Origin of the sequence: Janibacter zhangyanbonis (assembly GCF_050507325.1) — a bacterium.
Lineage (GTDB): Bacteria > Actinomycetota > Actinomycetes > Actinomycetales > Dermatophilaceae > Janibacter.
This window is the reverse complement of the sequence record NZ_CP191481.1, coordinates 3,130,545-3,152,418: the sequence shown is the minus strand read 5'-3', so window position 1 is coordinate 3,152,418 and position 21,874 is coordinate 3,130,545. Positions and strand designations below refer to the sequence as shown.

The following is a 21,874-nucleotide window of genomic DNA, read 5'->3' as shown; positions in this document are numbered from 1 at the left end:
CCCGCGCCCGCCCCTGCTCTCAGAGCGACTCGAGCTTGCGCACGATCCGCTGCACGGTGAGCCATGTGCGGGTCGTGATGTCCTTGCCGTGGGTCCGGTCGAGCCAGCGCATGAAGTCCGGCGTCTTGCCCGGGTCGCCGTTGTCGATGACGGCGAGATAGGCCCGCGCCGCCTCGTCGAAGCCGACGACCCGCACGAGCGGGTCGGGGTCGTCGGGCACGTCGCCGGGGGCGGTGCCGTCCTTGAGGAAGGTCGCGACGAGATAGGTCCCGCGCCCGTGCGTCAGTCCGTCGAAGGGGTCGCGCTCGAGCAGTGCCCGCAGCTCCTCCAGCGAGCGGATGATCGTGCCGCCGCCGATGCCCAGCTCCGCGACGAGCGCCTCCTGGATCCTCCGCTCCAGCTCCGGCACGTCGGTCTCGTCGGTCTCGAAGACGATGTTGCCGCTCGCGAGCACCGACCCGACCCGCTCCAGGCCGAGCCCCTCGTGGACCGCCTGCAGCTCGGCATTGGAGTTGTGCGGCAGTGCCGGCGCGATCCCGCGCAGCAGTGCGACGTAGCGGGTCATGGCCGCAGGTGCGAGGCGCCGTTGAGGTCGAGCGTCGCCCCGGACGCCCACTGCGCGTCGGGCGAGGCGAGCCAGACCACGGCCGACGCCACCTCCTCCGGACGCCCCACCCTGCCGAAGGGGGAGTCCGCCCGGATCGCTTCTCCGGCAGGGGAGTCCAGCCGGTCGGCGACCCGCTCGGTCTCGACGAAGCCGGGCGCCACGGTCGCGACCGCGATGCCGTGCGGGGCGAGCGCGACCGCGAGCGAGGCGTCCATCGAGTGCAGCGCCGCCTTGGACGCGGCGTAGGCCGGGTAGTCGGGCTCGCCGCGGTGGACGCCCCGCGTGCCGATGGTGATGACCCGCCCCGGCAGCCCGAGCTCGACGAGCGGCGGGTCATCGCGTGCGTGACCATCGCCGTGCCGAGGGTGTTGATCCGCAGGTAGTCCTCCCAGCTGCGTTGCCACGCAACGGGATCGGTCGTCGCGGGCGGATGGGCGAGTGCCGGTGTCGTCGCGATCCCGGCGTTGTTGACGAGCACCGTGACCGGCCTGCCCAGGGCCTCCTCGGCCGCCGCCGGCAGGCGTGCTGCCTGGTCCGCGTCGCCCAGGTCGGCGACGACCAAGGCGTGCCCGTCCCCGGGGAGGGAGTCGCGCGTGGCCTCCCCTTCGTCCACCGCGGAGCGGACGTGCACGGCGACCCGATCTCCTTGCTGCGCAAAGGCGGTCGCGATCGCGCGGCCGATGCCGCGGGAGGCTCCGGTGACGAGGACGGCGCGGGGTGCGGTCATGCGGCCAGTCTGCTCCCCCGAGGCGTGGTCGAGGCGGTGCGGGGCGCACGTCGCATCGCGTAGCCGACGACCGCGGCCAGCGTCAGCGGCCCGAAAAGCATCATCGGCGCGTAGACCCACACCATGATCGCGAGCGGGATGCCGTCGAGGGCGCCCTGGTCGGGTCGGCGCCCGGCGAGCACCCCGAGCCACAGCTCGATGGTGAAGAGCCACGTCATCACCGTGCCGCCGAGTGTGCCGAGCACGATGGGCACCCAGCGGTTGATCCCGATGCCGACGAAGCGCTCACCCCACGGGCGCACCAGTCCGACGACGAGGACGGCGGCGAGGACCTGGGCGATCGACAGACCGAGGACGTAGCCCCCTTCGCCCTCGTGGAGCGCGCGGAGCGACTCCGTGCCCGGCATCCAGCCGGCGATCATCAGCAGCCGCCACACCGCCGACGGCAGCGCGCACGCGAGCACCCCCCATGCCGCTGCTCGTGCCCATGCCTGCGGTTCCCTGTCCTGCCATCCCTGTGTCATGGCTCCAGCCTCGCGACCGCGGACCGGTGGGGCCATGGAGACACCGCCCCGGGCGAAGGGGGGTCTGCCCCCGCTCAGGAGCCGGTCGGCAGGACCATCGCGACGACGTCGGGGGCGTCGGCGTCGAGCCAGGCGGGGCGGGTGCGGCCGACCTCGCGCCAGCCGGTGCGGCGGTAGAGGTCGACGGCCGAGCCGGTGGGGATGACGTCGAGGCACGGGGCGAGTTCGTGCGCGGCGAGGTGGTCGAGGGCGGTGCGCATGAGGGCGGCGCCGACGCCCCGGCCGCGCACGTGGGTCGCGGTGAAGTACACGCCGATCTCGGCGAGCCGGTCGGCCGGCAGGCCGTGGCCGGCCATCCACAGGCGGGAGAGCGCCGGCTCCAGGCTCACCTCGGGGTCGCGGACCGGCAGCACCGCGACGTGGCCGACGGGTTCGTCGAAGAGGAGGGCGGTCCACGTCGCCAGTGCGCCGGACCGGGCCACGAAGTCCTCCGGCGCCATCGGCAGGGGCTCGCGGTGCGGGTAGCCGGACGCGGCCTGCTGCTCGACGAGGGCGCGACCCAGCGCAGGCAGGTCGGCGTCGGTGCGGGGGCGGATGACGAGGGGCACGGGACCATCTTGCGGCACGCTGGGTCCATGGTCTCCGACGGTCCTTGGATCCAGCTCTTCATCGATGTCCCGCGCGAGATCTGGGAGAGGTCGGTGGACTTCTGGACGGCCGCGACCGGGTGGGCGGCGAGCGAGCCTCGAGGCGAGCGCGGGCAGTTCGTCACGCTCGTGCCGGCCGACGGCCCGGGGTGGGTCAAGCTCCAGGCAGTCGACGGTCCGCCACGGCTGCATCTCGACCTCGACGACCCGGACCGCGCCGGCGCGACGCGGCGCTCGGTCTGCCTTGGGGCGAGTCCCCAGTGGGAGTACGAGGGCGTGCCGGTGATGCGCTCGCCGGGTGGGCTGTTCTTCTGCCACACCGTCGAGGCGCCGGGGCGGATCGACCGGGGTGACCCCCTTCGCGTCCTCGACCAGGTGTGCATCGACATCCCCGCCCGGCTCTGGGAGTCCGAGACCGCCTTCTGGGCCGAGCTGCTGCAGCGGCCGCTGACGAAGGGGAGGGAGCCCGAGTTCGCCTTCCTCGACGGCGGGGCCGCCCTGCGCGTCCTCCTCCAGCGGCTCGACGACGTGTCCGGTGAGGTCCGGGCCCACCCGGACTTCGCCGTCGCGGACCGCGCCGAGGAGACCCGACGGCACGTCGCGCTCGGCGCCGAGGTCGAGGGTGTCTTCCCGTGGTGGACCGTCCTGCGGGCGCCCGACGGGCAGGTCTACTGCCTCACCGAGCGCGACCCGGCGACCGGGCGCGTGCGACGAGCACCGTCGTCCTGACCTCGAGGAGCCTCGACGGGCCGGGCGGGGGATGATCATCGGCATGGTGGACACCTCGGGGGACGACCTGCCCTACATCTCGGGCATGCGCCTGCGCAGCCGGGTGCTCCTCGTCGTGCTGACCTGGGCGGTGCTGCTCGGCGCGAGCGCGGCCCTGGTCTTCCCCGGGCTCGACGCGGGGATCCTCGACGTCAACCCGCTCGCCGTCGTGCTCGGGGGCGTGTGGCTCGTGCTGCTCGTCGCCCTGCTCATCCAGGTGAGCCACCGCTGGCGGCCCGTCGTCATCGGCATCATCTTCATGGCCCTCGTCCTCCTGCCCGGGTTCGTCACGATGGGGGTCCTGTCGGGGTACGGCCAGTTCGCCATGCAGCGGAGCGAGGCAACGGTCGTCGAGGCGCGCAGTCGGGGGAGCCAGCCACCGTCGGTGCTCTTCGAGCTCGAGGACGGCAGTCGGGAGCGTGGCTATAGCACGGCGATGAGCTCGAGGCCCCACTCCAGCTACATCGTGCCCGCGCCCGGCACTCGGGCGACCGTCCTCACCGACCCGGCGGGGGTGCTGCCGCCGCGCACCGCCGGCGCGGACGAGGCGACCGACGCGGGTCGGGTCGAGGGGGTCGCGCTGACCCTCCCTTCGCTCGTCGGCCTCGCCCTGCTGGCGGTCGCGACCGTCTCCGTCCTCACCCGGCGGGAGAGCTTCGTGACCCGGACCGCACGCGAGGAGGAGGCCCGACGCGTGGCCGGGCGGCAGACCGGGACCTGAGCAGGGCTCCTCAGGAGTCGGTGGCGTGGGCTAGGCTGCTCGAGCAAACTTTCTTGAGCGAAGTGAGACCCGATGACCGAGCCGGCCACCTCGACGCCTCACCGCATCCACCCCGCGTGGTGGGTCGCGGCCGTCGCCTTCCTCGCGCTGCTCGGCGCGGCCGGCTTCCGCGCGGCCCCGGGCGCGCTCATGGTGCCGCTCCACGAGGAGTTCGGCTGGTCGATGAGCACGATGTCGCTCTCGGTCGGGATCAACCTCCTGCTCTACGGTCTCGTCGCCCCCTTCGCCGCGGCCCTGATGGACCGCTTCGGCATGCGGCAGATCATCGCCGGCGCGCTCACCCTCGTCGCGCTCGGCGCCGGCGGCAGCACGCTCATGACGGCGTCGTGGCAGCTGCACATCTTCTGGGGCGTGCTCATCGGGACCGGCACCGGATCGATGGCCCTCGTGCTCGCCGCGACCGTCGCCAACCGGTGGTTCGTGGCGCGAAGGGGGTTGGTCATGGGCGTCCTCACCGCCGGCTCCGCCACGGGGCAGCTGATCTTCCTGCCGCCGGTCGCGGCCCTGGCGGAGGACGTCGGTTGGCGACCCGCCTCGCTCGTCATCGCGGTCGCAGCACTCGCCGTCGCGCCCATCGCCTGGCTCATCATGCGGGACCACCCGCACGACCGGGGCGTCCTCCCCTTCGGCGCTGATCCGCAGACCTGGGTCCCGCCGGCAGAGGTGACCGGCGGCGCCATGGGTCGGGCGATCGACGGGCTGCGCTTCGCGGTGCGGCACAAGGCCTTCTGGGCGCTCGCGCTCGCCTTCGCGATCTGCGGCGCGACGACCAACGGACTCATCGGCATCCACTTCATCCCGTCGGCGCACGACCACGGCATGTCGCAGACGACAGCTGCCGGACTGCTGGCGCTCGTGGGCATCTTCGACATCGTCGGGACCATCGCCTCGGGGTGGCTCACCGACGTCTTCGACCCGCGCTGGCTGCTCGTCGCCTACTACTTCTTCCGCGGGGTGGGGCTGCTCGTGCTGCCGCTGCTCCTGTCGGACGCCGTGCACCCGAGCATGCTGCTCTTCATCATCGTCTACGGCCTGGACTGGGTGGCGACCGTGCCGCCGACGGCCGCGCTGTGCCGGGAGATCTTCGGGGAGCAGGGGACGATCGTCTTCGGCTGGGTCTTCGCCGCGCACCAGATCGGGGCGGCGCTCGCGGCCTTCGGGGCCGGGGTCATCCGCGACACCTTCGGCGCCTACACGTGGGCGTGGTGGGGCGGCGCGATGCTCTGCGTCATCGCCTCCGTGCTGTCCTTCGCCGTGCGGCGTGAGCCCGTCGTCGAGCCCCAGCGGGAGCGGATGGCCGTCGGCTGACCGGCGCGCAGGGGTGGGGCTAGCGTGCGGACATGAGCACCGCCTTCCAGGACACCTACCCCGACGACGTCGCGCACTGCTACGGGTGCGGCACGCAGAACCCCGCCGGCCACCAGCTGAAGTCGCACTGGGACGGCGAGGAGACCGTCGCGCGCTTCACCCCGCGGCCCGAGCACACGGCGATGCCCGGCTACGTCTACGGCGGGCTCATCGCCTCGCTCGTCGACTGCCACGGCACGGGCAGCGCCGCCGCCGCAGGGCACCGCGCGCAGGGTCGCGAGATGGGCACCGAGCCGGCGCTGCGCTACGTCACCGCCTCGCTGCACGTCGACTACCTCGCGCCGACGCCGATGGGCGTCGAGCTCGAGCTGCGGGGTGTCATCGAGGAGGTCACCGAGCGCAAGGTCGTCGTCGCCGAGACCGTGCGCGCCGGGGAGACCCTCGTGGCGAAGGGGAAGGTCGTCGCCGTGCTCATGCCCGCCGGGATGGCCCAGGGCTGATGTCGCGTGACACCTGGCGCGTGACGACGCACGACTGGTCGCGCGAGGTGGACGCCGAGCACCTGGTCGAGGCGCGGCGGGTGGCGGCGTCCCTTGGTGACGCGCTCGCCCTGCACCTCGCGCTCGAGGTCATCGCCTATGCCGACGACGAGGGGCAGGCCATGCGTCGCAGAGGTGTGGTGAGGGTCGTCGTGCAGGGCGACCTGGTCGAGGTCGACGACGACGGTCGGGGCACCGACACCCGGCGTGACGAGACGGGGCAGGTCGTGCGCAAGCCGGTCATGGCGACCCGCGATGTCCGGTTCTTCGACGCCCCGGACGCTCCGCGCCTGCCGGACGGGCTGCCGCGACGGGGGATGAGCATCGTCTCCGCCAGCTCGCCCCTCCTGCGGCACACCAACCGCCGGTCGGAGGGGGCGTGGACCCAGGCCTACCGCCACGGCGTGCCGGACTCGGACCTGCGGGAGGTCGAGGACCGTCAGCGCCCGGGGACGACCGTGGCCTTCGTGCTCCCGCCCGGTGGTCGACTCGACGCAGACCGGCTGCGCGAGCTGGCGGGCGGCTTCGCGCACGTCGACGTGACGGTGACGGACTGACGAGCGGCATGTCGTCCTGCAGTTCGCCGGCTGCGCGGGGTGTGGCCCGGAATTCTGGGGGCGGCGCTGTCGGGGCGGGGCGAACTGCAGGACGACGCGCTGCTGGCTGCTCAGTCGAGGTGGCGGGCTGCTCAGTCGAGGAGGCCGGCGGCGCGGGCGGGCTCGGCGTAGGCGACCGCCAGCGAGTCGACCGTCTCGTGGGCGTTGAGCCCGCTCGGGTTGGGCACGACCCACAGCCGGGCGCCCTCGACGGGCTCGGGCTGCTCGCCCGTCTGCGCCTTGCGCACCCCGAAGGCCTGGCGATAGGCGGTGATCCCGGCGACGGCGACGACTGCCGGGCGGGTGCTGGCGATGGTGGCCAGCAGGCGCTCGCCGCCCTCGCGCAGTTCTTCGGCCGTGAGCTCGTCGGCGCGGGCGGTGGCCCGGCGCACGAGGTTGGTGATGCCGATGCCGCGCTCGCGCAGGTGCTCGCGGTCCTCGTCGGTCATGCCGGCGGCGGGGTCGACGGCGCGGGTGAGGATGCCTGCTCGCAGCAGGGCCGGGTAGAAGCGGTTGCCCGGGTGCGCGAAGTGGGTCTGCGTCGCCGCGGTCCACAGCCCGGGGTTGATCCCGACGAAGAGCAGCCGCAGCTCCTGGCCGCGGCCCGGCAGGAGGTCGGGGACCTCGGCGTCGCGGAAGGACTCCAGCTCGGCACGGGTGAAGCTGCGGCGGGCACTCGGCATGCCCGTCACCCTAGATCGGGCCCGGGTCGATGTGTGCGGGTGAGTCCCAGCGCTCGCGAATACATCAACCCAGGGCAGGGGGCGCGGGTCGATGTATGCGGGTGAGTCCCAGCGCACCCACATACATCGACCCGGCGAAGGGGGGGCTCAGGCGCTCGCGCGGAAGGCCCGCAGCCGCAGGCTGTTGCTCACGACGAAGACGCTGGACAGGGCCATCGCGGCACCCGCGAGCATCGGGTTGAGCAGGCCGAGCGCAGCGAGCGGGATCGCCGCGGTGTTGTAGGCGAAGGCCCAGAAGAGGTTGGCCTTGATCGTGCCGAGGGTCTTGCGTGAGAGGCGGATCGCGTCGACCGCAGCCCGCAGGTCCCCTCGCACGAGGGTGATGTCGGCGGCCTCGATCGCCACGTCGGTGCCCGTGCCCATCGCCAGGCCGAGGTCGGCCTGCGCGAGCGCGGGTGCGTCGTTGACCCCGTCGCCGACCATGGCGACGACCTTGCCCTCGCCCTGCAGCCGCGTGACGACGTCGACCTTGTCGGCGGGCATGACCTCGGCGATGACCTCGTCGATGCCGACCTCGGCGGCGACCTGCTCGGCGACCGCGCGGTTGTCCCCGGTGAGCAGGACGGGGGTGAGGCCGAGCTTCTTCAGCCCGGCGATGGCCTCGGCGCTCGTCGGCTTGACCGTGTCGGAGACGACGAGCACGCCACGCGCCTGCCCGTCCCAGCCGACGGCGATCGCCGTGCGGCCCTCGGCCTCGGCGGCCGCCTTGGCCGCGGCCAGCTCATCGTCGAGCGCCATCGACCAGTCCGCGAGCAGCGACTCACGGCCGGCGACGACCGCGTGTCCGTCGACGACGCCGGTGACGCCCTGGCCCTGCACGTTGTCGAAGCCCTCGACGGCCGGCAGGCCGCCGACCTCGGCGGCGGCTCCCTTCGCGATGGCCTGGGCGATGGGGTGCTCCGAGGCGTGCTCGAGGGCACCGGCCAACCGGAGGAGATCGGTGCGGTCGACCCCCTTCGCCGGGACGGAGTCGACGAGGGTCATGGCGCCGGAGGTGACCGTGCCGGTCTTGTCGAGGACGATTGTGTCGACCGTGCGCGTGGACTCCAGGACCTCGGGGCCCTTGATGAGCACGCCCATCTGCGCGCCGCGACCGGTGCCGACGAGCAGGGCGGTGGGCGTCGCCAGGCCGAGCGCGCACGGGCAGGCGATGATCAGGACCGCGACGGCTGCGGTGAAGGCGGCGCTCACGGGGAAGCCCGCGCCGAGCCAGGCGCCGAGAGTGGCGACGGCGATCGCGATGGCGACGGGGACGAAGACCCCCGAGACCGTGTCGGCGAGGCGCTGTACCTCGGCCTTACCGGACTGCGCGTCCTCGACGAGCCGGGCCATCTGCGCCAGCTGCGTGTCGGAGCCGACCCGGGTGGCGCGCACGACGAGCCGGCCGCCCTCGTTGACTGTCGCGCCGGTCACGGCATCGCCCTCGCCGACCTCGACCGGGACGGACTCGCCGGTGAGCATCGAGGCGTCGATCGCGCTCGTGCCCGAGGTGATGACGCCGTCGGTCGCGACCTTCTCACCCGGGCGCACGACGAACTCGTCGCCGACCGAGAGCTCTTCGACCGGGATGCGCACCTCGGCGCCACCGCGCAGGACGGCGACCTCCTTGGCGCCCAGCTCGAGCAGGGCGCGCAGGGCGTCGCCGGCGCGCCGCTTGGACCGCTTCTCGAAGTAGCGCCCCATGAGGATGAAGGTGATGACACCCGCCGCGACCTCGAGGTAGATGCTGCCGAGGCCGTCGGTGCGCGAGATCGTCAGCTCGAAGGCGTGCGTCATCCCGCGGTCGCCGGCGGTGCCGAAGAAGAGGGCGACGACCGACCACAGCCAGGCCGACAGCGTGCCGACGGAGATGAGCGTGTCCATCGTCGCGGCGCCGTGGCGCAGGTTGGTCCACGTCGCTCGGTGGAAGGGCCAGCCGGCCCAGAAGACGACCGGCGTCGCCAGCACGAGCGAGGCGAAGCCCCAGTAGTCGAACTGCAGGGCCGGGACCATCGCCAGCAGGATGACCGGGACGGCGAGCACGGCCGAGCCGATGAGTCGCTGGCGCAGGGCGGTCAGCTCACGGTCCTGCGGCGCCTCCTCCTCGGACGAAGGGGGCTCCGCCGCCGGGAGCGTCGCGGTGTAGCCGGTCTGCTCGACGACCGTGATGAGGTCCTGCGGGTCGGTGCCGAAGGGGGCGGTGACGGTCGCCTTCTCCGTCGCGTAGTTGACGCTCGCGGTGACGTCGTCGAGCTTGTTGAGCTTGCGCTCGATGCGGTTGGCGCACGACGCGCAGGTCATGCCGCCGATCTGCAGCTCGACGGTCGAGGTGGTGACCGGGTCGGTCTCAGTGGTCATGGTCGGTGCCTCCGTGCGAGGTGCTGGGCGTCGCGGTGCTGGGGGTGGCGGTGCTGCCCTCGGGGCTGCTGCCCGCCGTGTCGAGGACGAGGGGTGCGGTGTGGACCCGGCCGTCGACCTTGACGTCGAGGTAGAGCAGGTAGCGCCCGGGCGTCGGGGCCGTGGTGACGAAGTCGATCTCGGGACCGCCGCGCTCGGCGGCCGTGGGTGCCTCGCCCTCGGGGTGGACGTGGAGGTAGGCCAGGTCGCCCTCGCGCAGGGCGACGAGGTGGCCGGCGGCGCCGAGGTAGGGCTCGATCGTCGTCACGGGCTCGCCGTCGCGCTCGACCCGCAGGGTCAGCCGCGACTCCTCGCCGGGCACGAGGTCGCCCTCGACGCTGACGTCGAGGCCGTCGACGCTCGCGGAGCGGGTCGGCTGCGACGCGGTGGGGGTGACGTCGCCGGCGACGTCGACCGTGGAGGTGAGGGTCACCCCTTCGTCGGCGTCGGACGGGGTGGTGTCGGCGTAGAGGCGGTAGGTGCCCGCCGCCTGCCAGGTCCACGGCAGCGACCACGTGCCGTCGGCGGCGCGCTGCGGATGGACGTGGCGGAAGTGCTGGCCGTCGCTGCGCACGACGATCAGGTGCAGCTCCTCCTCGTGCTCGACGGAGTAGTCGGTGACCGGGTCGCCGTCGGCGTCGGTGACCGTCAGCTCGAGGCGGCCGCGCTCGTCGACCTCGGTCGGGGCGGAGACGTCGGTGAGGCGGTAGCCGTCCTGCTCCAGCGACAGGCCCGCGGGCGCGGCGGCGCCGTCGTGGGCGGAGTGCTCGTCGTCGGCGTCACCGGTGCCGTCGTCCGAAGGGGAGGCGTGCTCGCCGCCGTGGGTGGTGCTCTCCTGCGCCCAGCCCGGCGCGGTCTCCTCGGGCACGACCGCGCGGGCCGTGACCGCGGCGAGCGCGAAGACGACCGCGAGGACGAGACCGAAGAGACCGAGACGGGTCGGGGCGTTCATCGTCAGGCCTTGGCGGCCGTGTAGCCGGCCTCGGTGACGGCGGCGATGACGGCCGCGTCGTCGACGTCACCGGAGACGACGAGCTTGCCGGTCGCGGAGCTCACCTCGACGACCTCGGCGCCGGGGATCTCGCTGACCTCTTCGCGGACGGACATCTCGCAGTGGCCGCAGGTCATGCCGGTCACCTGGTACTCGGTGGTGGTCGCGCTCATCGTGGGTTCCTCTCTTCGGTGTACCTCTAGGGGGTATCTGACGGTCCAACCATATACCCCCCATAGGTATTCCTCCAGCGCGGGCGCGTGAGGTGGTCATCGGGCCACGCGACCCTCCGGGGCGCACGACCTTGAGGAGATGCGCACCCCCCTTCGCATCTGCTTAAGGTCGTGCGCACCCCCGTCGCATTTCCTTCAGCAGATGCGAAGAGGGAGGGTCTGGGCTCAGGTGTGCGACCGCCGACGACGGACGAGCAGGCCGGCTGCGAGCAGCCCGATCCCGCCGATGCCGGCGAGCACCCCGGACCGTGGGGGCGCGTCGTCCCCGGGAGTGGTCACCGGGGCCGACGCGGGCTCGAATCCCCCTGCGGCGCCTGACTCGTCGTAGTCGCTGCCCGGCAGCTTGTCGGCATAGCGCTCGTGGACGACCTGCTGGTAGTCCTCGAGGCTCATCCCGCCGCCGACGACCTTGCGTGCTTCGCCGTTGAGCGGGCGGACCCGGTCGTTGGTCACCGCGTACCAGGCACCGACCTGCGGCTCGCTGAGCAGCGCGGCGGACCCGGCCCGGCGGGCCATGCTCGCCTCGACGTCGCCGGTCGCGGCGTTGACGGCTCGCCAGGCACCTCCCTTCGTCCGGGTGGTCCACACCGAGACGAGCTGCTCGTCGACCCGGGCCGTCGTCGCGACGTAGCCGAGGTCGCCGACCGGGCCGGTGCCCTCGGCGACGAAGTCGCGGGCGAGCACGTGCACCTCGGTGGTGGTGCCGGCGACGACGCGGGGGGTGGCCCCGCCCGCCGCCGGCACGCGACCGGCGCCGGTGTGTGGCGCGGTCTGCCCCCGCTCGAGCGTGGCGACGCGTCGGGCCAGGTCCAGGCCCGAGTCGCTGCCGGCCGCCCGGGTCGCGGCCGCTCGGTCCGCGGCGCGCAGGGGGGTGGGCTCGGAGCCGTCGGCGTGCGCGGCCGGGACCCCGAGGGTGAGGAGGACGCCTGCAGCGGCGCCGGCGGTCATCAGGCGGACGAAGGGGGTCATCGTCAGGCTCCGATCCGCGAGAGCGAGTGCGTCCACGAGAAGTTCCAGTTGTCGAGGTAGTAGGAGTACGCGCCGACGTTGAGCCGCTGGCTGCTCGGCCACGGGTCGTACCACTCGATCGTCGAGTCGCTCGGGCGATAACCGCTGATGACCATCATGTGGCCGCCGCCGGAGCTCCACTAGATGCGCGTGAGGACGGGGCGGTTGCCCTGGATCTCCGACGAGATGCCGGAGTAGCTCAGGCGCCCGTTGATGTAGCTGCCGGGGCGGATCCCGAGGGCGGAGAAGGCCTGCTGGTCGTTGGCCAGGGTGGCCTGCGAGTTGGGGCACTGGGTGCCGGTCGAGCGGCCGAAGGCGAGGTTGCAGAAGGTGTTCTGGTTGACCGAGCGCCCGGCGTAGGCGGCGATCGTGCCGCCGGTCGCGGCCCAGCACCAGTTGGACTGCTCCTGGGCCTGAGGGCTGATCGGCAGGGCGACCGCGCCGTCGTCGTAGTGGATGGGGCCGGCGGACGAGCGTGCGGCGGCCGATGGCGTGGCGGTCAGGGCTGCGGCCGGGGTGGCCGCGGCGGTCATGGAGAGGGCGACGGCGGCGGCGCTCAGCGTGGCGAGCGGTGCCGCGAGGGTGTGGCGGGGGCGGTGCACGGGTCCTCCTCGGGGAGAAATGCGTGGCGAGTGCCGCAACACTAGGGACGGCGGGGCCCCTCGGCAGGGCGAGCGTCACCGCCCGTGACGGTGTGAAATCCCTTCACGGGCAAGGTTCCCGAGGCCCCGCGGGAGGCACGCCCCCTGGGCGTGAAGATTCACGGTCAGAGGAGACGACGTGGAGAGTGGTCGAGTCGCATTCGGTGAGGCCCTGCGTGTCGCGGTGGCCAACCGCGGCCTGTCGCTCGGGCGGGTGCAGGCGCACCTCGGCGCCGCCGGGCACCCGGTCGCGCTGAGCACGCTGAGCCAGTGGCAGCACGGGCGAAGGGTGCCCGCCTCCCCCCGGTCCTTCGCCGTCGTCGACGAGCTCGAGCGGGTGCTGCGGGTGCCTGCGGGCACGCTGCGGGCCCTGCTCGACGAGGACGCGTCGGCGGGCCGCGCGTCGTGCGCCCCGGTCGTCTCCTACGACGAGGCCTTCGGCCGGCTCGTCGAGCAGCTCGACCCGTCGCGCCGCCGGGCCCTCGTCCCGCTCGGTGCCCACGACCGCCTGCAGATCGACGCGAAGGGGGCGATGGTCCAGCGGCGCACGACGATGACGATGCGCGCGGTCTCCGGGACCGACCGCCACGTCGTCGCGCACGGCGTCGAGACCTGTGGCGACGTCGACCTGGTGACGGTGAGCGCGCTCGATGGGTGCCGGCTGGGGCGGGTGCTGTGCGACCGCGAGGCGGAGGTGGTCGCCGTCGAGATCCACTTCGACCGGTGGCTCGCGCCGGGGGACACCGTCGTCTACGACGTGCAGATCGACGACGCCAACTCCCTTGTCTCCGAGGGCTACTACCGCTGGTCGGCCCAGGAGACCGCGCTCTTGGTCACCGAGGTCTCCTTCGACCGGGCCCAGCTGCCGACGCGGGTCGACGCCTTCCACCGGGCCCACGCCGACGGCCCCGACCTGCGCTCGCACGAGCTGGCCCTCGAGCACGGCGACCGGGTGCACCTCGCCCAGCACGACGCGCCGCGGTCGGCGTCCACGGGATCCGGTGGGAGTTCGCCGGCTAGCCCCGCCCCATCCCCTTCGCATTGCCCAACGGCAATGCACGCCGTGGTGCGCATTGCCCAACGGCAATGCAGACCCCCTTCGTATCTCCTCAAGGAGATGCGAAGGGGGGAGGGGTGTCAGCGGTGGAGGATCTCGCTCGCCATGGCCAGGCCGGCCTCGTGCTCGGGCTGGATGATCCGGCTGACCCCGAGGCGGGTGAGGGCCTCGACGTGCTGACGCGAGCCGGCCTTGGCCCAGATCTCGCGGACGCCGAGCTCGTTGAGCGCGGTGGCGGTCATGAGCGAGGCGGCGACGTGGGTCATGCCGAGGACGACGAGGGTGTCGGGGCGGATGTCGAGCTGCCGCAGGGTCTCCTCGTCGCGGGCCTCGGCGATCGCGAGGTGGTCGATCCGGTCGGCGAGGGCGTCGACCGCGGCCTCGTCGACGTCGACGCCGAGGACCTCGCGCCCCTCCTCGACGAGACGCAGGGCGAGGGCGGAGCCGAACCGGCCGAGCCCGATGACGGCGACGTCGTACCTAGCCAACGAGGATCCTCTCCTCCGGGACCTCGAAGCGCCGAGGTCGGTTGCGCAGCGCCAGGGCGGCGCCGAGGGTGATCGGCCCGAGCCGGCCGAGGAACATCATCGCCACGAGGATCAGCTGCCCGGCCGGCGGGATGTCAGCGGTGATGCCGGTGGACATCCCGACGGTGCCGAAGGCCGAGATCGCCTCGAAGAGCACGACGTCGAGGCGGAAGGGGGTGAGGACGAGCAGCGCGCCGGTCGAGGCGGCGACGAGGCCGGTGCCGAGCAGGGCGACGGTGAGCGCCTGACGCAGGTTGGCGGGGGAGAGGCGGCGGGTGAGCACGCGCACGGTGGGCTCGCCGCGCAGCTCGGCCCAGATGACGAAGCCGAGGATGGCGAAGGTCGCGACCTTGATGCCGCCGGCGGTGCCGGCGCTGCCGCCGCCGACGAACATCAGACCGTCGAGCAGGAGCAGGCTCTCCTGGCGCACGGCCCCGATGTCGACGCTGTTGAAGCCAGCGGTGCGGGCGACGACGGACTGGAAGGCGGCGGCGAGGATCTTGCCGCCCGTGCCCATCGGGCCGAGGGTGCGCTCGTTGTCCCACTCGACGACGGCGAAGAGCAGGGTGCCGACGACCCACAGCACGACCGAGCCCCCGATGGTGATCGTCGCGTGGATCGTCCACCGGCGATAGGGCTCGCGCCAGTGCTTGAAGAGCTCCCACCAAACGGGGAAGCCGAGACCGCCGACCATCACCGAGATCATCAGCGGCAGGCACATCCACGGGTCCTGCGCCCACTGGACCGCGCTGTCCGGCAGCAGTCCGAAGCCGGCGTTGTTGAAGGCCGAGACGGAGTGGAAGACGCCCGAGTAGATCGCCTCGCCCCATCCGTCGTGGTAGGCGATCCGCAGCCGGACGGCGAGGACCACGGCGGACACGACCTCGACGGCGAGGGTGAAGCGCAGCACGCCGACGAGCACCTGCCCGGGCGTGCGCTGGGTGAGCGAGCGGGCCTCCGCGCCGGTGAGCACCCCTGCGGGAGCGCTGAGTCGGCGTCCGATGAGCATGACGAGCAGGGTCGCCACGGACATGACGCCGAGTCCGCCGATCTGGATGAGCGCGAGGATGACGAGCTCGCCGAAGGTCGACCAGTGGCCGCCGGTGTCGACCGTGACGAGCCCGGTGACGCAGGTGGCCGAGGTGGCGGTGAAGAGTGCGGTCAGCGCGTCGGTCGACCCTCCCGGCTCTCGGCCGCGAAGGGGTCATGAGCACGAGCGTGCCTAGCGCGATCGTCGCCGCGAAGCCCAGCATGACCGTGCGGGCCGGGTTCGCCACGAGACGGTTCAGCAGATGTGCGCTCGGCGCGTCCTGACCCACGCCGCAGGACGCTACTCCTCCTCGGCGCAGACGTCGCTCTCCCGGTCCATGAGGACGTCGCGCAGCGACCGTCTCGAAGGGCGTCAGGGCAGACTGGGCGGATGCGCCGCTTCGAAGAGCTCGCCTGGAGCGAGACCCCCAGGGGTGAGATCAGCCTGCGCCGGCGGATCGAGCCGACGCTCAAGGTCGACGTCTACGAGGTCAAGCTCGGCGACGAGTTCCTCATGTCGAGCCTCTTCACGGTCGCCGAGATCGAGCTGGCCCGCCTTCGGTCTGGCCAGGGCGAAGGGGAGGACCAGCTCGACGTCGTCGTCGGCGGCCTGGGCCTGGGGTGCACCGCCAAGGCGGCGTTGGAGGACCCGCGAGTGCGCTCGGTGCTCGTCGTCGACGCCATGCCCGAGGTCATCGACTGGCACGAGCGCGAGCTGCTGCCGGACGCGCCCGTCGTCGTGCGCGACGAGCGCACGCGCCTGCTCCTCGGCAACTTCTTCGAGCTCGCGGCGTCCGAGGAGGGCTTCGACCCGAACGAGCCCGGCCGGCTGCACGACGCCGTGCTCCTCGACATCGACCACACGCCGCACCACCTGCTCCACCCCGACCACGCCCCCTTCTACTCCGTCGAGGGTTTGCGGCGGCTGCGGGCGCACCTGCGTCCGGGCGGCGTCTTCGCCATGTGGTCCGACGACCCGCCGGACGCCGACTTCTGCGCGCTGCTCGAGCAGGTCTTCGACGAGGTCGAGGCGCACGTCGTCGCCTTCGACAACTTCCTCACCGGCGGGCAGTCGAGCAACACCGTCTACGTCGCGGTCTGAGTCGTCAGCCGGGTCGGTAGACGTCCCGGCGGTGGTCGATCCGTAGGACGAGGACCTCCTGCGCCGAGTCGTTGATCCGGTACAGGGCCCGGTAGGTGCCACGTCGTGCGGAGTGGATGCCGGCCAGGTCCGCGCGCAGCGGCTTCCCGACCCGCCGGGGGTGGGCGATCAGGGCGCCGGTGATGAACTCGATGACGGCGGCCGCGACGCTCTCGGGCAGGTCGTCGCGGATGGCACGTACCGCAGGTGGTGCGACGACCAGCTCGTAGGTCGCATCGCTCATGGACGCAGGGGCCTGGCCGGGAAGGCTGCGGATGACCGGGAAGCGCGGACGTGGCCGCGCAATTGCGCGGCCACGTCCGGTTGTCCCGGCCAGATCAGGACTTCCCGGCCAGACGGGCCCTCTCAGGCACGAAGGGCGATGCGGGCGGGGTGGGAATGAACCCCCTTCGCTCGTAGTTGAGCCAAGTGAACTCAACTTTTGGGCCACGGATTTGCGCAGGTCGCGGACTGGCTCCTAAGTTGAGCGACAGCAACTCAACTCGCGTCGGGGTGACCACCTCGACCACCCGAACAAAGGAGCGCCTCATGGCCCGTGCCGTTGGCATCGACCTCGGAACCACCAACTCTGCCGTCGCCGTCCTCGAGGGTGGCGAGCCACGATCATCGCGAACGCCGAGGGCGGTCGCACCACCCCGTCCGTCGTCGCCTTCTCCAAGGGCGGCGAGGTCCTGGTCGGCGACATCGCCAAGCGTCAGGCGGTCACCAACGCCGACCGCACCCCTCCGCTCCGTCAAGCGCCACATGGGCACCGACTGGACCACCGAGGACATCGACGGCCAAGAAGTACACCGCCCAGGAGATCAGCGCCCGCACGCTGCAGAAGCTCAAGCGCGACGCCGAGTCCTACCTCGGTGAGGACGTCACCGACGCGGTCATCACCGTCCCCGCCTACTTCGACGACGCCGAGCGCCAGGCCACCAAGGAGGCCGGCGAGATCGCGGGCCTCAACGTCCTGCGCATCGTCAACGAGCCCACCGCGGCCGCCCTGGCCTACGGCCTCGACAAGGGCAAGGAGGACGAAGCTCATCCTCGTCTTCGACCTCGGTGGCGGCACCTTCGACGTCTCCCTGCTCGAGGTCGGCAAGGACCCCCGAGGACGGCTTCTCCCACCATCCAGGTCCGCGCGACCTCCGGTGACAACCAGCTCGGTGGTGACGACTGGGACGAGCGGATCGTCAAGCACCTGCTCACCCAGGTCAAGAACAACACCGGCGTCGACCTCTCCGGCGACAAGATCGCCATGCAGCGTCTGCGCGACGCGGCGGAGCAGGCGAAGAAGGAGCTCTCCTCCTCGTCGACCACGTCGATCAACCTGCAGTACCTGTCCATGGGCGAGAACGGCCCCATCCACCTCGACGAGTCGCTCTCCCGCGCGAACTTCGAGCAGATGACCAAGGACCTGCTCGACCGGACCAAGACCCCCTTCGAGAACGTCATCAAGGACGCGGGCGTCCAGCTCTCCGACATCGACCACGTGGTCCTCGTCGGTGGTTCCACCCGCATGCCGGCCGTCAGCTCGCTCGTCAAGGAGCTCACCGGCGGCAAGGAGCCCAACAAAGGCGTCAACCCGGACGAGGTCGTCGCGCTCGGCGCGGCCCTGCAGGCCGGTGTCCTCAAGGGCGAGCGCAAGGACGTCCTGCTCATCGACGTCACGCCGCTCTCCCTCGGCATCGAGACCAAGGGTGGCCTCTTCACCAAGCTCATCGAGCGCAACACCGCCATCCCGACGAAGCGCTCCGAGGTCTTCTCCACCGCCGAGGACAACCAGCCCTCCGTGCTGATCCAGGTCTTCCAGGGTGAGCGCGAGATCGCGCAGCAGAACAAGAACCTCGGCACCTTCGAGCTCTCCGGCATCGCGCCGGCGCCGCGTGGCGTGCCGCAGGTCGAGGTCACCTTCGACATCGACGCCAACGGCATCGTCCACGTGACGGCCAAGGACCGGGGCACCGGCCAGGAGCAGAAGATCACCATCTCCGGCGGCTCCGCGCTGTCGAAGGAGGAGATCGAGCGCATGGTCAAGGAGGCCGAGGCGCACGCCGACGAGGACAAGGCCCGCCGCGAGGAGACCGAGGCCCGCAACAACGCGGAGAACCTCGTCTACTCCACGGACAAGTTCCTCTCCGAGTCCGGTGACAAGCTGACCGACGAGCAGCGCAAGCCCGTCGACGACGCGCTCGCCGACCTCAAGGAGGCCCTCAAGCCGGAGTCCGGCGTGAGCGCCGAGGAGCTGACCAAGAAGGTCGACACCCTCAACGAGGAGTCGCAGAAGATGGGCGCTGCCCTCTACGCGGCCTCCGCGGAGCAGGGCGAGGGCGAGGCCCCCGGTGGCGACGCCGGTGCCGAGCAGCCCGCCCCCGAGGGTGACGACGACATCGTCGACGCCGAGGTCGTCGACGACGACGAGGAGAAGAAGTGACCGACCCCAACCAGCCGATCGACCCCGAGGTGACCGCTGACGCCCAGGCGCAGCCGGCCACCGACCAGGGGGCCGAGGAGCAGGTCGTCGAGGCCGAGGTGGTCGACGAGGACGCAGCCGCCGCTGCGCCCGAGTCGGCCACCCCGGCCGACGGGGCCACCGGCGCCGACGAGGCCACCCCGGCCCCGGGCGAAGGGGAGGCCGCCGGCGACGCCGAGGTCCACCCCGACACGGCCCGCGCCGACCAGCTCCAGGACGACTACCTGCGCCTGCAGGCCGAGTACGTCAACTACAAGCGGCGCGTCGACCGGGACCTCCCGGTGCACAAGACCCGCGCCGCCCACGACGTGCTCGAGTCGCTCCTGCCGGTCCTCGACGAGATCCACCTCGCCGAGCAGCACGGTGACCTGCCGGAGGGCAGCCCCTTCCGCGCGATCGCCGACAAGCTCGAGCAGGTCCTCACCAAGCAGGGGCTGGAGCGCGTGGGCGTCAAGGGCGAGGTCTTCGACCCCAACGTGCACGAGGCCCTCATGCACGGCGCCTGGGACGCGTCCGACCCGGAGCTGCCGAGCGACGCGACGGCCACGACGGTCGTCACCGTGCTCCAGCCCGGCTACCGCGCCGGCGAGCGCGTCCTGCGCGCCGCCCGCGTCGCGGTCGCCGACCCGTCGTAACCCCACCACCCGAGAGGAGGAGACATGGCCAGTCAGGACTGGTTGGACAAGGACTTCTACGCGGTCCTCGGCGTCGCCAAGGACGCTGACACCGCGGAGATCAAGAAGGCCTACCGCAAGCTCGCCAAGCAGTACCACCCCGACCGCAATGCCGGGGACGACGCCGCCGAGCAGAAGTTCAAGGACGTCGGTGAGGCGCACGCCGTGCTCTCCGACCCCAAGGAGCGGCAGGAGTATGACGCCATCCGCTCGATGGCCGGCGGCGGTGCGCGATTCACCGCCGGCGGCCCGGGCGGGGGCGCGGGCTTCGAGGACATCTTCTCCGCCTTCGGCGGGGGAGGGGGCGGCTCGCGGATGCGCTACAGCACCGGCGGCGGCTCCCCCTTCGCCGGGGGTGGGGCGGGCGAGCCCGACCTCGAGGACATCCTGTCGATGTTCGGCGGGGGCGGCGGCGCCGGCTTCGGCGGGCAGGGTGCGGGCTTCCGCGCCCCGCGGGGCCCGGTCAAGGGCCAGGACCTCACCGCCCGCACCGAGCTGTCCTTCCGCGACGCGGTCGAGGGGCGCACCATCGCCCTGACCGTCAACGGCGAGAAGGTCAACGCCAAGATCCCTGCCGGCGTCAAGGACGGCCAGAAGATCCGCCTGCGCGGCAAGGGAGGTCACGGCGACCAGGGCGGGCCCCGCGGTGACCTCATCCTCACCGTGTCGGTGGGCAAGCACCCGGTCTACGGCCGCGACGGCGACAACCTGACCCTCGACCTGCCGGTGACCTTCGCCGAGGCCGCCCTCGGTGCCACGGTCGCCGTGCCGACCCTCGACGGGTCGCAGGTCAAGGTCAGGATCGCGCCGGGGACCCCGAGCGGCCGCGTCCTGCGGCTCAAGGGACGCGGCATCGCGACGAAGGGGGCCACCGGCGATCTGCTCGCCAAGGTCCAGATCATCGTGCCGACCGAGCTCAGCGAGGCCGAGCGCGAGGCCGTCGAGGTCCTGCGCGATGCCCGCACCGACGACCCACGCGCCGCGCTGGTCGCCGCCGCGAGCGCCTGACCGCGACACTGGTGACGCACCGATGACGACAGGAGGTGGGCGTGGTGGCACGGATCTCCGGCATGAGTGGTGACGACCGCACGCCCGTCTTCGTCATCTCCGTCGCCGCCGAGCTCGCCGGCATGCACGCGCAGACCCTGCGCCAGTACGACCGGATCGGGCTCGTCACCCCCTCGCGCACCCGGGGCGGCGGCCGGCGCTACAGCGCCGCCGACGTCACCCGGCTGCGCGAGGTGCAGCGCCTCTCCCAGGAGGAGGGCGTCTCGCTCGGCGCGATCCAGCGCATCTTCGACCTCGAGCACCAGGTCGAGGCGCTGCGCGCCCGGGTCGCCGAGCTCGACGACGAGCTCGACGCGGCGCGCGAGCAGCTCGGGCAGGGGCGGCGCTTCTTCGCCGTCGGCTCGCAGGGGGACATCGTCGCCCTGCGTCACGGGCAGCGCCCGCGACAGCAGACCGGCGGGCAGGCGCTCGTCGTCTGGCAGCCGCGCGGCCGCGCCTGACCCCGCGCCCTCGACGTCCGGCCCCAACTGCGCAAAACCCTAGGGTCTTGCGCAGTTCCGGCCCCCTAACTCTGCAAAACCCTAGGGTCGTGCAGAGTTTGGGCGCGGGTTTCAGACCTGCTCGAGCGCCTCGCCCCACGCCTTCAGGCGCCGCTCGACGGCGGCCTGCTCGGCGGCCAGCCGCTTGAGGCCGTCGGCCGGGTGGATCGGGTCCGGCCACTTGGGGCGCGTGGTGTCCCCTTCGTACTCCCCACGCAGACGGCGGCGCACGAGCGGAACGACCTCGCCGCGGACGAACCTCGCCTCCGCCTCGATCGCCGCGCGCCAGCCCGAGGGCTCGTTGGGCACGAAGTTGCTCAGCTTGAGCGTGTGCCGCACCCCGATCCGCTCCGCGACGGCCGCGGCCATCCGCTTGTGCCCCGGCCGCGACATGTGGATCCGGTCCATGGCCCACAGCGCCCGCTGGTCGTACTCACCCATCCTCGCCTGGTCGACGAGCGTCGCGTCGTGCGTCGCCGCGAGGTCGCCGATCGCGGAGTTGAAGGCCTCGACCCGCCGCACGAGCGGCTTGAGCAGGCCGGAGGCCTGCGGGACGAAGGTCGTGAAGACGACGATCTCGGCGCCGGTGTCGACGAGCCGCCGCAGCGCGGCCTCGTAGCGGGTCGCGATGCCGTCGACGTCGGCACGCAGCGAGAGCAGGTCGTTGCCCCCGGCAGCGAAGGAGATGTGCGTCGGCCGCATGGCGATCGCGAGGTCGAGCTGGTCGGCGACGACCTGGTCGAGGAACTTGCTGCGGATCGCGAGGTTGGCATAGCGCCACGCGGGGTCGGCCCGGCCGAGCTGACGGGCGAACCGGTCCGCCCAGCCCCGCACCTGGTTGGGGTAGTGGACGTGCGGGTCGCCCACGCCCTCGGTGAAGGAGTCGCCGACCGCGACGAAGAGCCCACTCATGTCGTGGTCATGTCACCCG

The 21,874-nt window shown here is 72.3% G+C and carries 25 protein-coding genes and 2 pseudogenes; 11 read left to right on the top strand and 16 right to left on the bottom strand.

The window, feature by feature from the left end; all coding sequences use genetic code 11:
* Positions 1-19: 19 nt before the first annotated feature.
* The 5 genes and pseudogenes from ACQBJO_RS15515 to ACQBJO_RS15495 form a co-directional block, all read right to left on the bottom strand.
* Positions 20-565: a DUF1697 domain-containing protein gene (locus tag ACQBJO_RS15515; RefSeq protein WP_421008915.1), complete on the bottom strand. Its 546-nt coding sequence runs from the start codon at positions 563-565 to the stop codon at positions 20-22.
* Entirely contained in the window at positions 562-1,011 is a 450-nt protein-coding gene (locus ACQBJO_RS15510) for an SDR family NAD(P)-dependent oxidoreductase (RefSeq protein ID WP_430407120.1), read from the bottom strand. The genes ACQBJO_RS15515 and ACQBJO_RS15510 overlap by 4 nt, the downstream gene beginning before the upstream one ends.
* Positions 993-1,334, bottom strand: a pseudogene (locus ACQBJO_RS15505) (SDR family NAD(P)-dependent oxidoreductase); the annotation flags it as partial. The pseudogene ACQBJO_RS15505 and the gene ACQBJO_RS15510, both read right to left, overlap by 19 nt.
* Positions 1,331-1,858: a hypothetical protein gene (locus ACQBJO_RS15500; RefSeq protein ID WP_421008913.1), complete on the bottom strand. Its 528-nt coding sequence runs from the start codon at positions 1,856-1,858 to the stop codon at positions 1,331-1,333. The pseudogene ACQBJO_RS15505 and the gene ACQBJO_RS15500, both read right to left, overlap by 4 nt.
* Before the next feature lie 74 nt (positions 1,859-1,932).
* Positions 1,933-2,466, bottom strand: coding sequence for a GNAT family N-acetyltransferase (locus ACQBJO_RS15495; RefSeq protein ID WP_255184588.1), 534 nt, complete (start codon positions 2,464-2,466; stop codon positions 1,933-1,935).
* Positions 2,467-2,493: 27 nt separating this feature from the next.
* Between ACQBJO_RS15495 and ACQBJO_RS15490 the strand changes: the two genes are divergently transcribed.
* The 5 genes from ACQBJO_RS15490 to ACQBJO_RS15470 all read left to right on the top strand — a co-directional run bounded on the left by ACQBJO_RS15490 (position 2,494) and on the right by ACQBJO_RS15470 (position 6,458).
* A complete protein-coding gene (locus tag ACQBJO_RS15490; protein WP_421008912.1) occupies positions 2,494-3,234 on the top strand; it encodes a VOC family protein in 741 nt (246 codons plus the stop codon).
* 43 nt (positions 3,235-3,277) lie between these two features.
* A complete protein-coding gene (locus ACQBJO_RS15485; RefSeq protein WP_421008911.1) occupies positions 3,278-3,994 on the top strand; it encodes a hypothetical protein in 717 nt (238 codons plus the stop codon).
* A 72-nt stretch (positions 3,995-4,066) separates the two neighbouring features.
* The gene (locus ACQBJO_RS15480; RefSeq protein ID WP_421008910.1) at positions 4,067-5,362 is read left to right on the top strand and encodes an MFS transporter; all 1,296 of its coding nucleotides are present in this window, start codon (positions 4,067-4,069) and stop codon (positions 5,360-5,362) included.
* 32 nt (positions 5,363-5,394) lie between these two features.
* Positions 5,395-5,862: a PaaI family thioesterase gene (locus tag ACQBJO_RS15475; protein ID WP_255184584.1), complete on the top strand. Its 468-nt coding sequence runs from the start codon at positions 5,395-5,397 to the stop codon at positions 5,860-5,862.
* Complete coding sequence (locus ACQBJO_RS15470) at positions 5,862-6,458, top strand: ATP-binding protein (protein WP_255184583.1); 597 nt, start codon at positions 5,862-5,864, stop codon at positions 6,456-6,458. The genes ACQBJO_RS15475 and ACQBJO_RS15470 overlap by 1 nt, the downstream gene beginning before the upstream one ends.
* A gap of 131 nt (positions 6,459-6,589) precedes the next feature.
* On the opposite strand, the gene ACQBJO_RS15465 is transcribed toward ACQBJO_RS15470, so the two are convergent.
* From ACQBJO_RS15465 to ACQBJO_RS15435, 7 genes are all read right to left on the bottom strand, one after another.
* The gene (locus tag ACQBJO_RS15465) at positions 6,590-7,180 is read right to left on the bottom strand and encodes a mismatch-specific DNA-glycosylase (protein ID WP_421008909.1); all 591 of its coding nucleotides are present in this window, start codon (positions 7,178-7,180) and stop codon (positions 6,590-6,592) included.
* A gap of 147 nt (positions 7,181-7,327) precedes the next feature.
* Positions 7,328-9,577 (bottom strand): heavy metal translocating P-type ATPase, encoded by a 2,250-nt coding sequence (locus ACQBJO_RS15460; RefSeq protein ID WP_421008908.1) that lies wholly within the window; start codon positions 9,575-9,577, stop codon positions 7,328-7,330.
* Entirely contained in the window at positions 9,567-10,568 is a 1,002-nt protein-coding gene (locus ACQBJO_RS15455; protein ID WP_421008907.1) for a heavy-metal-associated domain-containing protein, read from the bottom strand. Before ACQBJO_RS15455 ends, ACQBJO_RS15460 begins: the two co-directional genes overlap by 11 nt.
* A gap of 2 nt (positions 10,569-10,570) precedes the next feature.
* Positions 10,571-10,780, bottom strand: coding sequence for a heavy-metal-associated domain-containing protein (locus ACQBJO_RS15450; protein WP_084449761.1), 210 nt, complete (start codon positions 10,778-10,780; stop codon positions 10,571-10,573).
* A 225-nt stretch (positions 10,781-11,005) separates the two neighbouring features.
* On the bottom strand, positions 11,006-11,845 hold the full coding sequence (locus tag ACQBJO_RS15445; protein WP_421008906.1) for a hypothetical protein: 840 nt from the start codon (positions 11,843-11,845) through the stop codon (positions 11,006-11,008).
* Positions 11,812-11,967, bottom strand: coding sequence for a hypothetical protein (locus tag ACQBJO_RS15440; RefSeq protein ID WP_421008905.1), 156 nt, complete (start codon positions 11,965-11,967; stop codon positions 11,812-11,814). Before ACQBJO_RS15440 ends, ACQBJO_RS15445 begins: the two co-directional genes overlap by 34 nt.
* A gap of 21 nt (positions 11,968-11,988) precedes the next feature.
* On the bottom strand, positions 11,989-12,450 hold the full coding sequence (locus ACQBJO_RS15435) for a papain-like cysteine protease family protein (protein ID WP_421008904.1): 462 nt from the start codon (positions 12,448-12,450) through the stop codon (positions 11,989-11,991).
* Positions 12,451-12,628: 178 nt separating this feature from the next.
* Here ACQBJO_RS15435 and ACQBJO_RS15430 point away from each other — a divergent pair, with 178 nt between their 5' ends.
* Entirely contained in the window at positions 12,629-13,726 is a 1,098-nt protein-coding gene (locus ACQBJO_RS15430; protein ID WP_430407119.1) for a helix-turn-helix domain-containing protein, read from the top strand.
* Here ACQBJO_RS15430 and ACQBJO_RS15425 read toward each other — a convergent pair.
* The gene (locus ACQBJO_RS15425) at positions 13,627-14,034 is read right to left on the bottom strand and encodes a potassium channel family protein (protein WP_255184571.1); all 408 of its coding nucleotides are present in this window, start codon (positions 14,032-14,034) and stop codon (positions 13,627-13,629) included. The genes ACQBJO_RS15430 and ACQBJO_RS15425 overlap by 100 nt on opposite strands.
* Positions 14,027-15,238, bottom strand: coding sequence for a TrkH family potassium uptake protein (locus ACQBJO_RS15420; RefSeq protein ID WP_430407185.1), 1,212 nt, complete (start codon positions 15,236-15,238; stop codon positions 14,027-14,029). The genes ACQBJO_RS15425 and ACQBJO_RS15420 overlap by 8 nt, the downstream gene beginning before the upstream one ends.
* A 255-nt stretch (positions 15,239-15,493) precedes the next feature.
* On the opposite strand from ACQBJO_RS15420, the gene ACQBJO_RS15415 reads away from it, so the two are divergent.
* The gene (locus ACQBJO_RS15415) at positions 15,494-16,204 is read left to right on the top strand and encodes a spermidine synthase (protein ID WP_430407118.1); all 711 of its coding nucleotides are present in this window, start codon (positions 15,494-15,496) and stop codon (positions 16,202-16,204) included.
* A 4-nt stretch (positions 16,205-16,208) separates the two neighbouring features.
* On the opposite strand, the gene ACQBJO_RS15410 is transcribed toward ACQBJO_RS15415, so the two are convergent.
* Positions 16,209-16,487: a type II toxin-antitoxin system RelE family toxin gene (locus ACQBJO_RS15410; RefSeq protein WP_421008900.1), complete on the bottom strand. Its 279-nt coding sequence runs from the start codon at positions 16,485-16,487 to the stop codon at positions 16,209-16,211.
* Positions 16,488-16,792: 305 nt separating this feature from the next.
* On the opposite strand from ACQBJO_RS15410, the pseudogene dnaK reads away from it, so the two are divergent.
* The 4 genes and pseudogenes from dnaK to ACQBJO_RS15390 all read left to right on the top strand — a co-directional run bounded on the left by dnaK (position 16,793) and on the right by ACQBJO_RS15390 (position 20,904).
* Positions 16,793-18,683 (top strand): annotated as a pseudogene (gene dnaK / locus ACQBJO_RS15405) (molecular chaperone DnaK).
* Positions 18,680-19,357 carry a nucleotide exchange factor GrpE gene (locus ACQBJO_RS15400; protein ID WP_421008899.1) on the top strand — a complete coding sequence of 226 codons (678 nt, stop codon included), beginning with the start codon at positions 18,680-18,682 and terminating at the stop codon, positions 19,355-19,357. The pseudogene dnaK and the gene ACQBJO_RS15400 overlap by 4 nt, the downstream one beginning before the upstream one ends.
* A 24-nt stretch (positions 19,358-19,381) precedes the next feature.
* Complete coding sequence (locus tag ACQBJO_RS15395; protein ID WP_421008898.1) at positions 19,382-20,404, top strand: DnaJ C-terminal domain-containing protein; 1,023 nt, start codon at positions 19,382-19,384, stop codon at positions 20,402-20,404.
* A gap of 62 nt (positions 20,405-20,466) precedes the next feature.
* Positions 20,467-20,904 carry a heat shock protein transcriptional repressor HspR gene (locus ACQBJO_RS15390; RefSeq protein ID WP_421008953.1) on the top strand — a complete coding sequence of 146 codons (438 nt, stop codon included), beginning with the start codon at positions 20,467-20,469 and terminating at the stop codon, positions 20,902-20,904.
* A gap of 111 nt (positions 20,905-21,015) precedes the next feature.
* Here the strand turns inward: ACQBJO_RS15390 and ACQBJO_RS15385 are convergent, their stop codons facing one another.
* On the bottom strand, positions 21,016-21,855 hold the full coding sequence (locus ACQBJO_RS15385; RefSeq protein ID WP_421008897.1) for an SGNH/GDSL hydrolase family protein: 840 nt from the start codon (positions 21,853-21,855) through the stop codon (positions 21,016-21,018).
* Positions 21,856-21,874 lie beyond the last annotated feature (19 nt).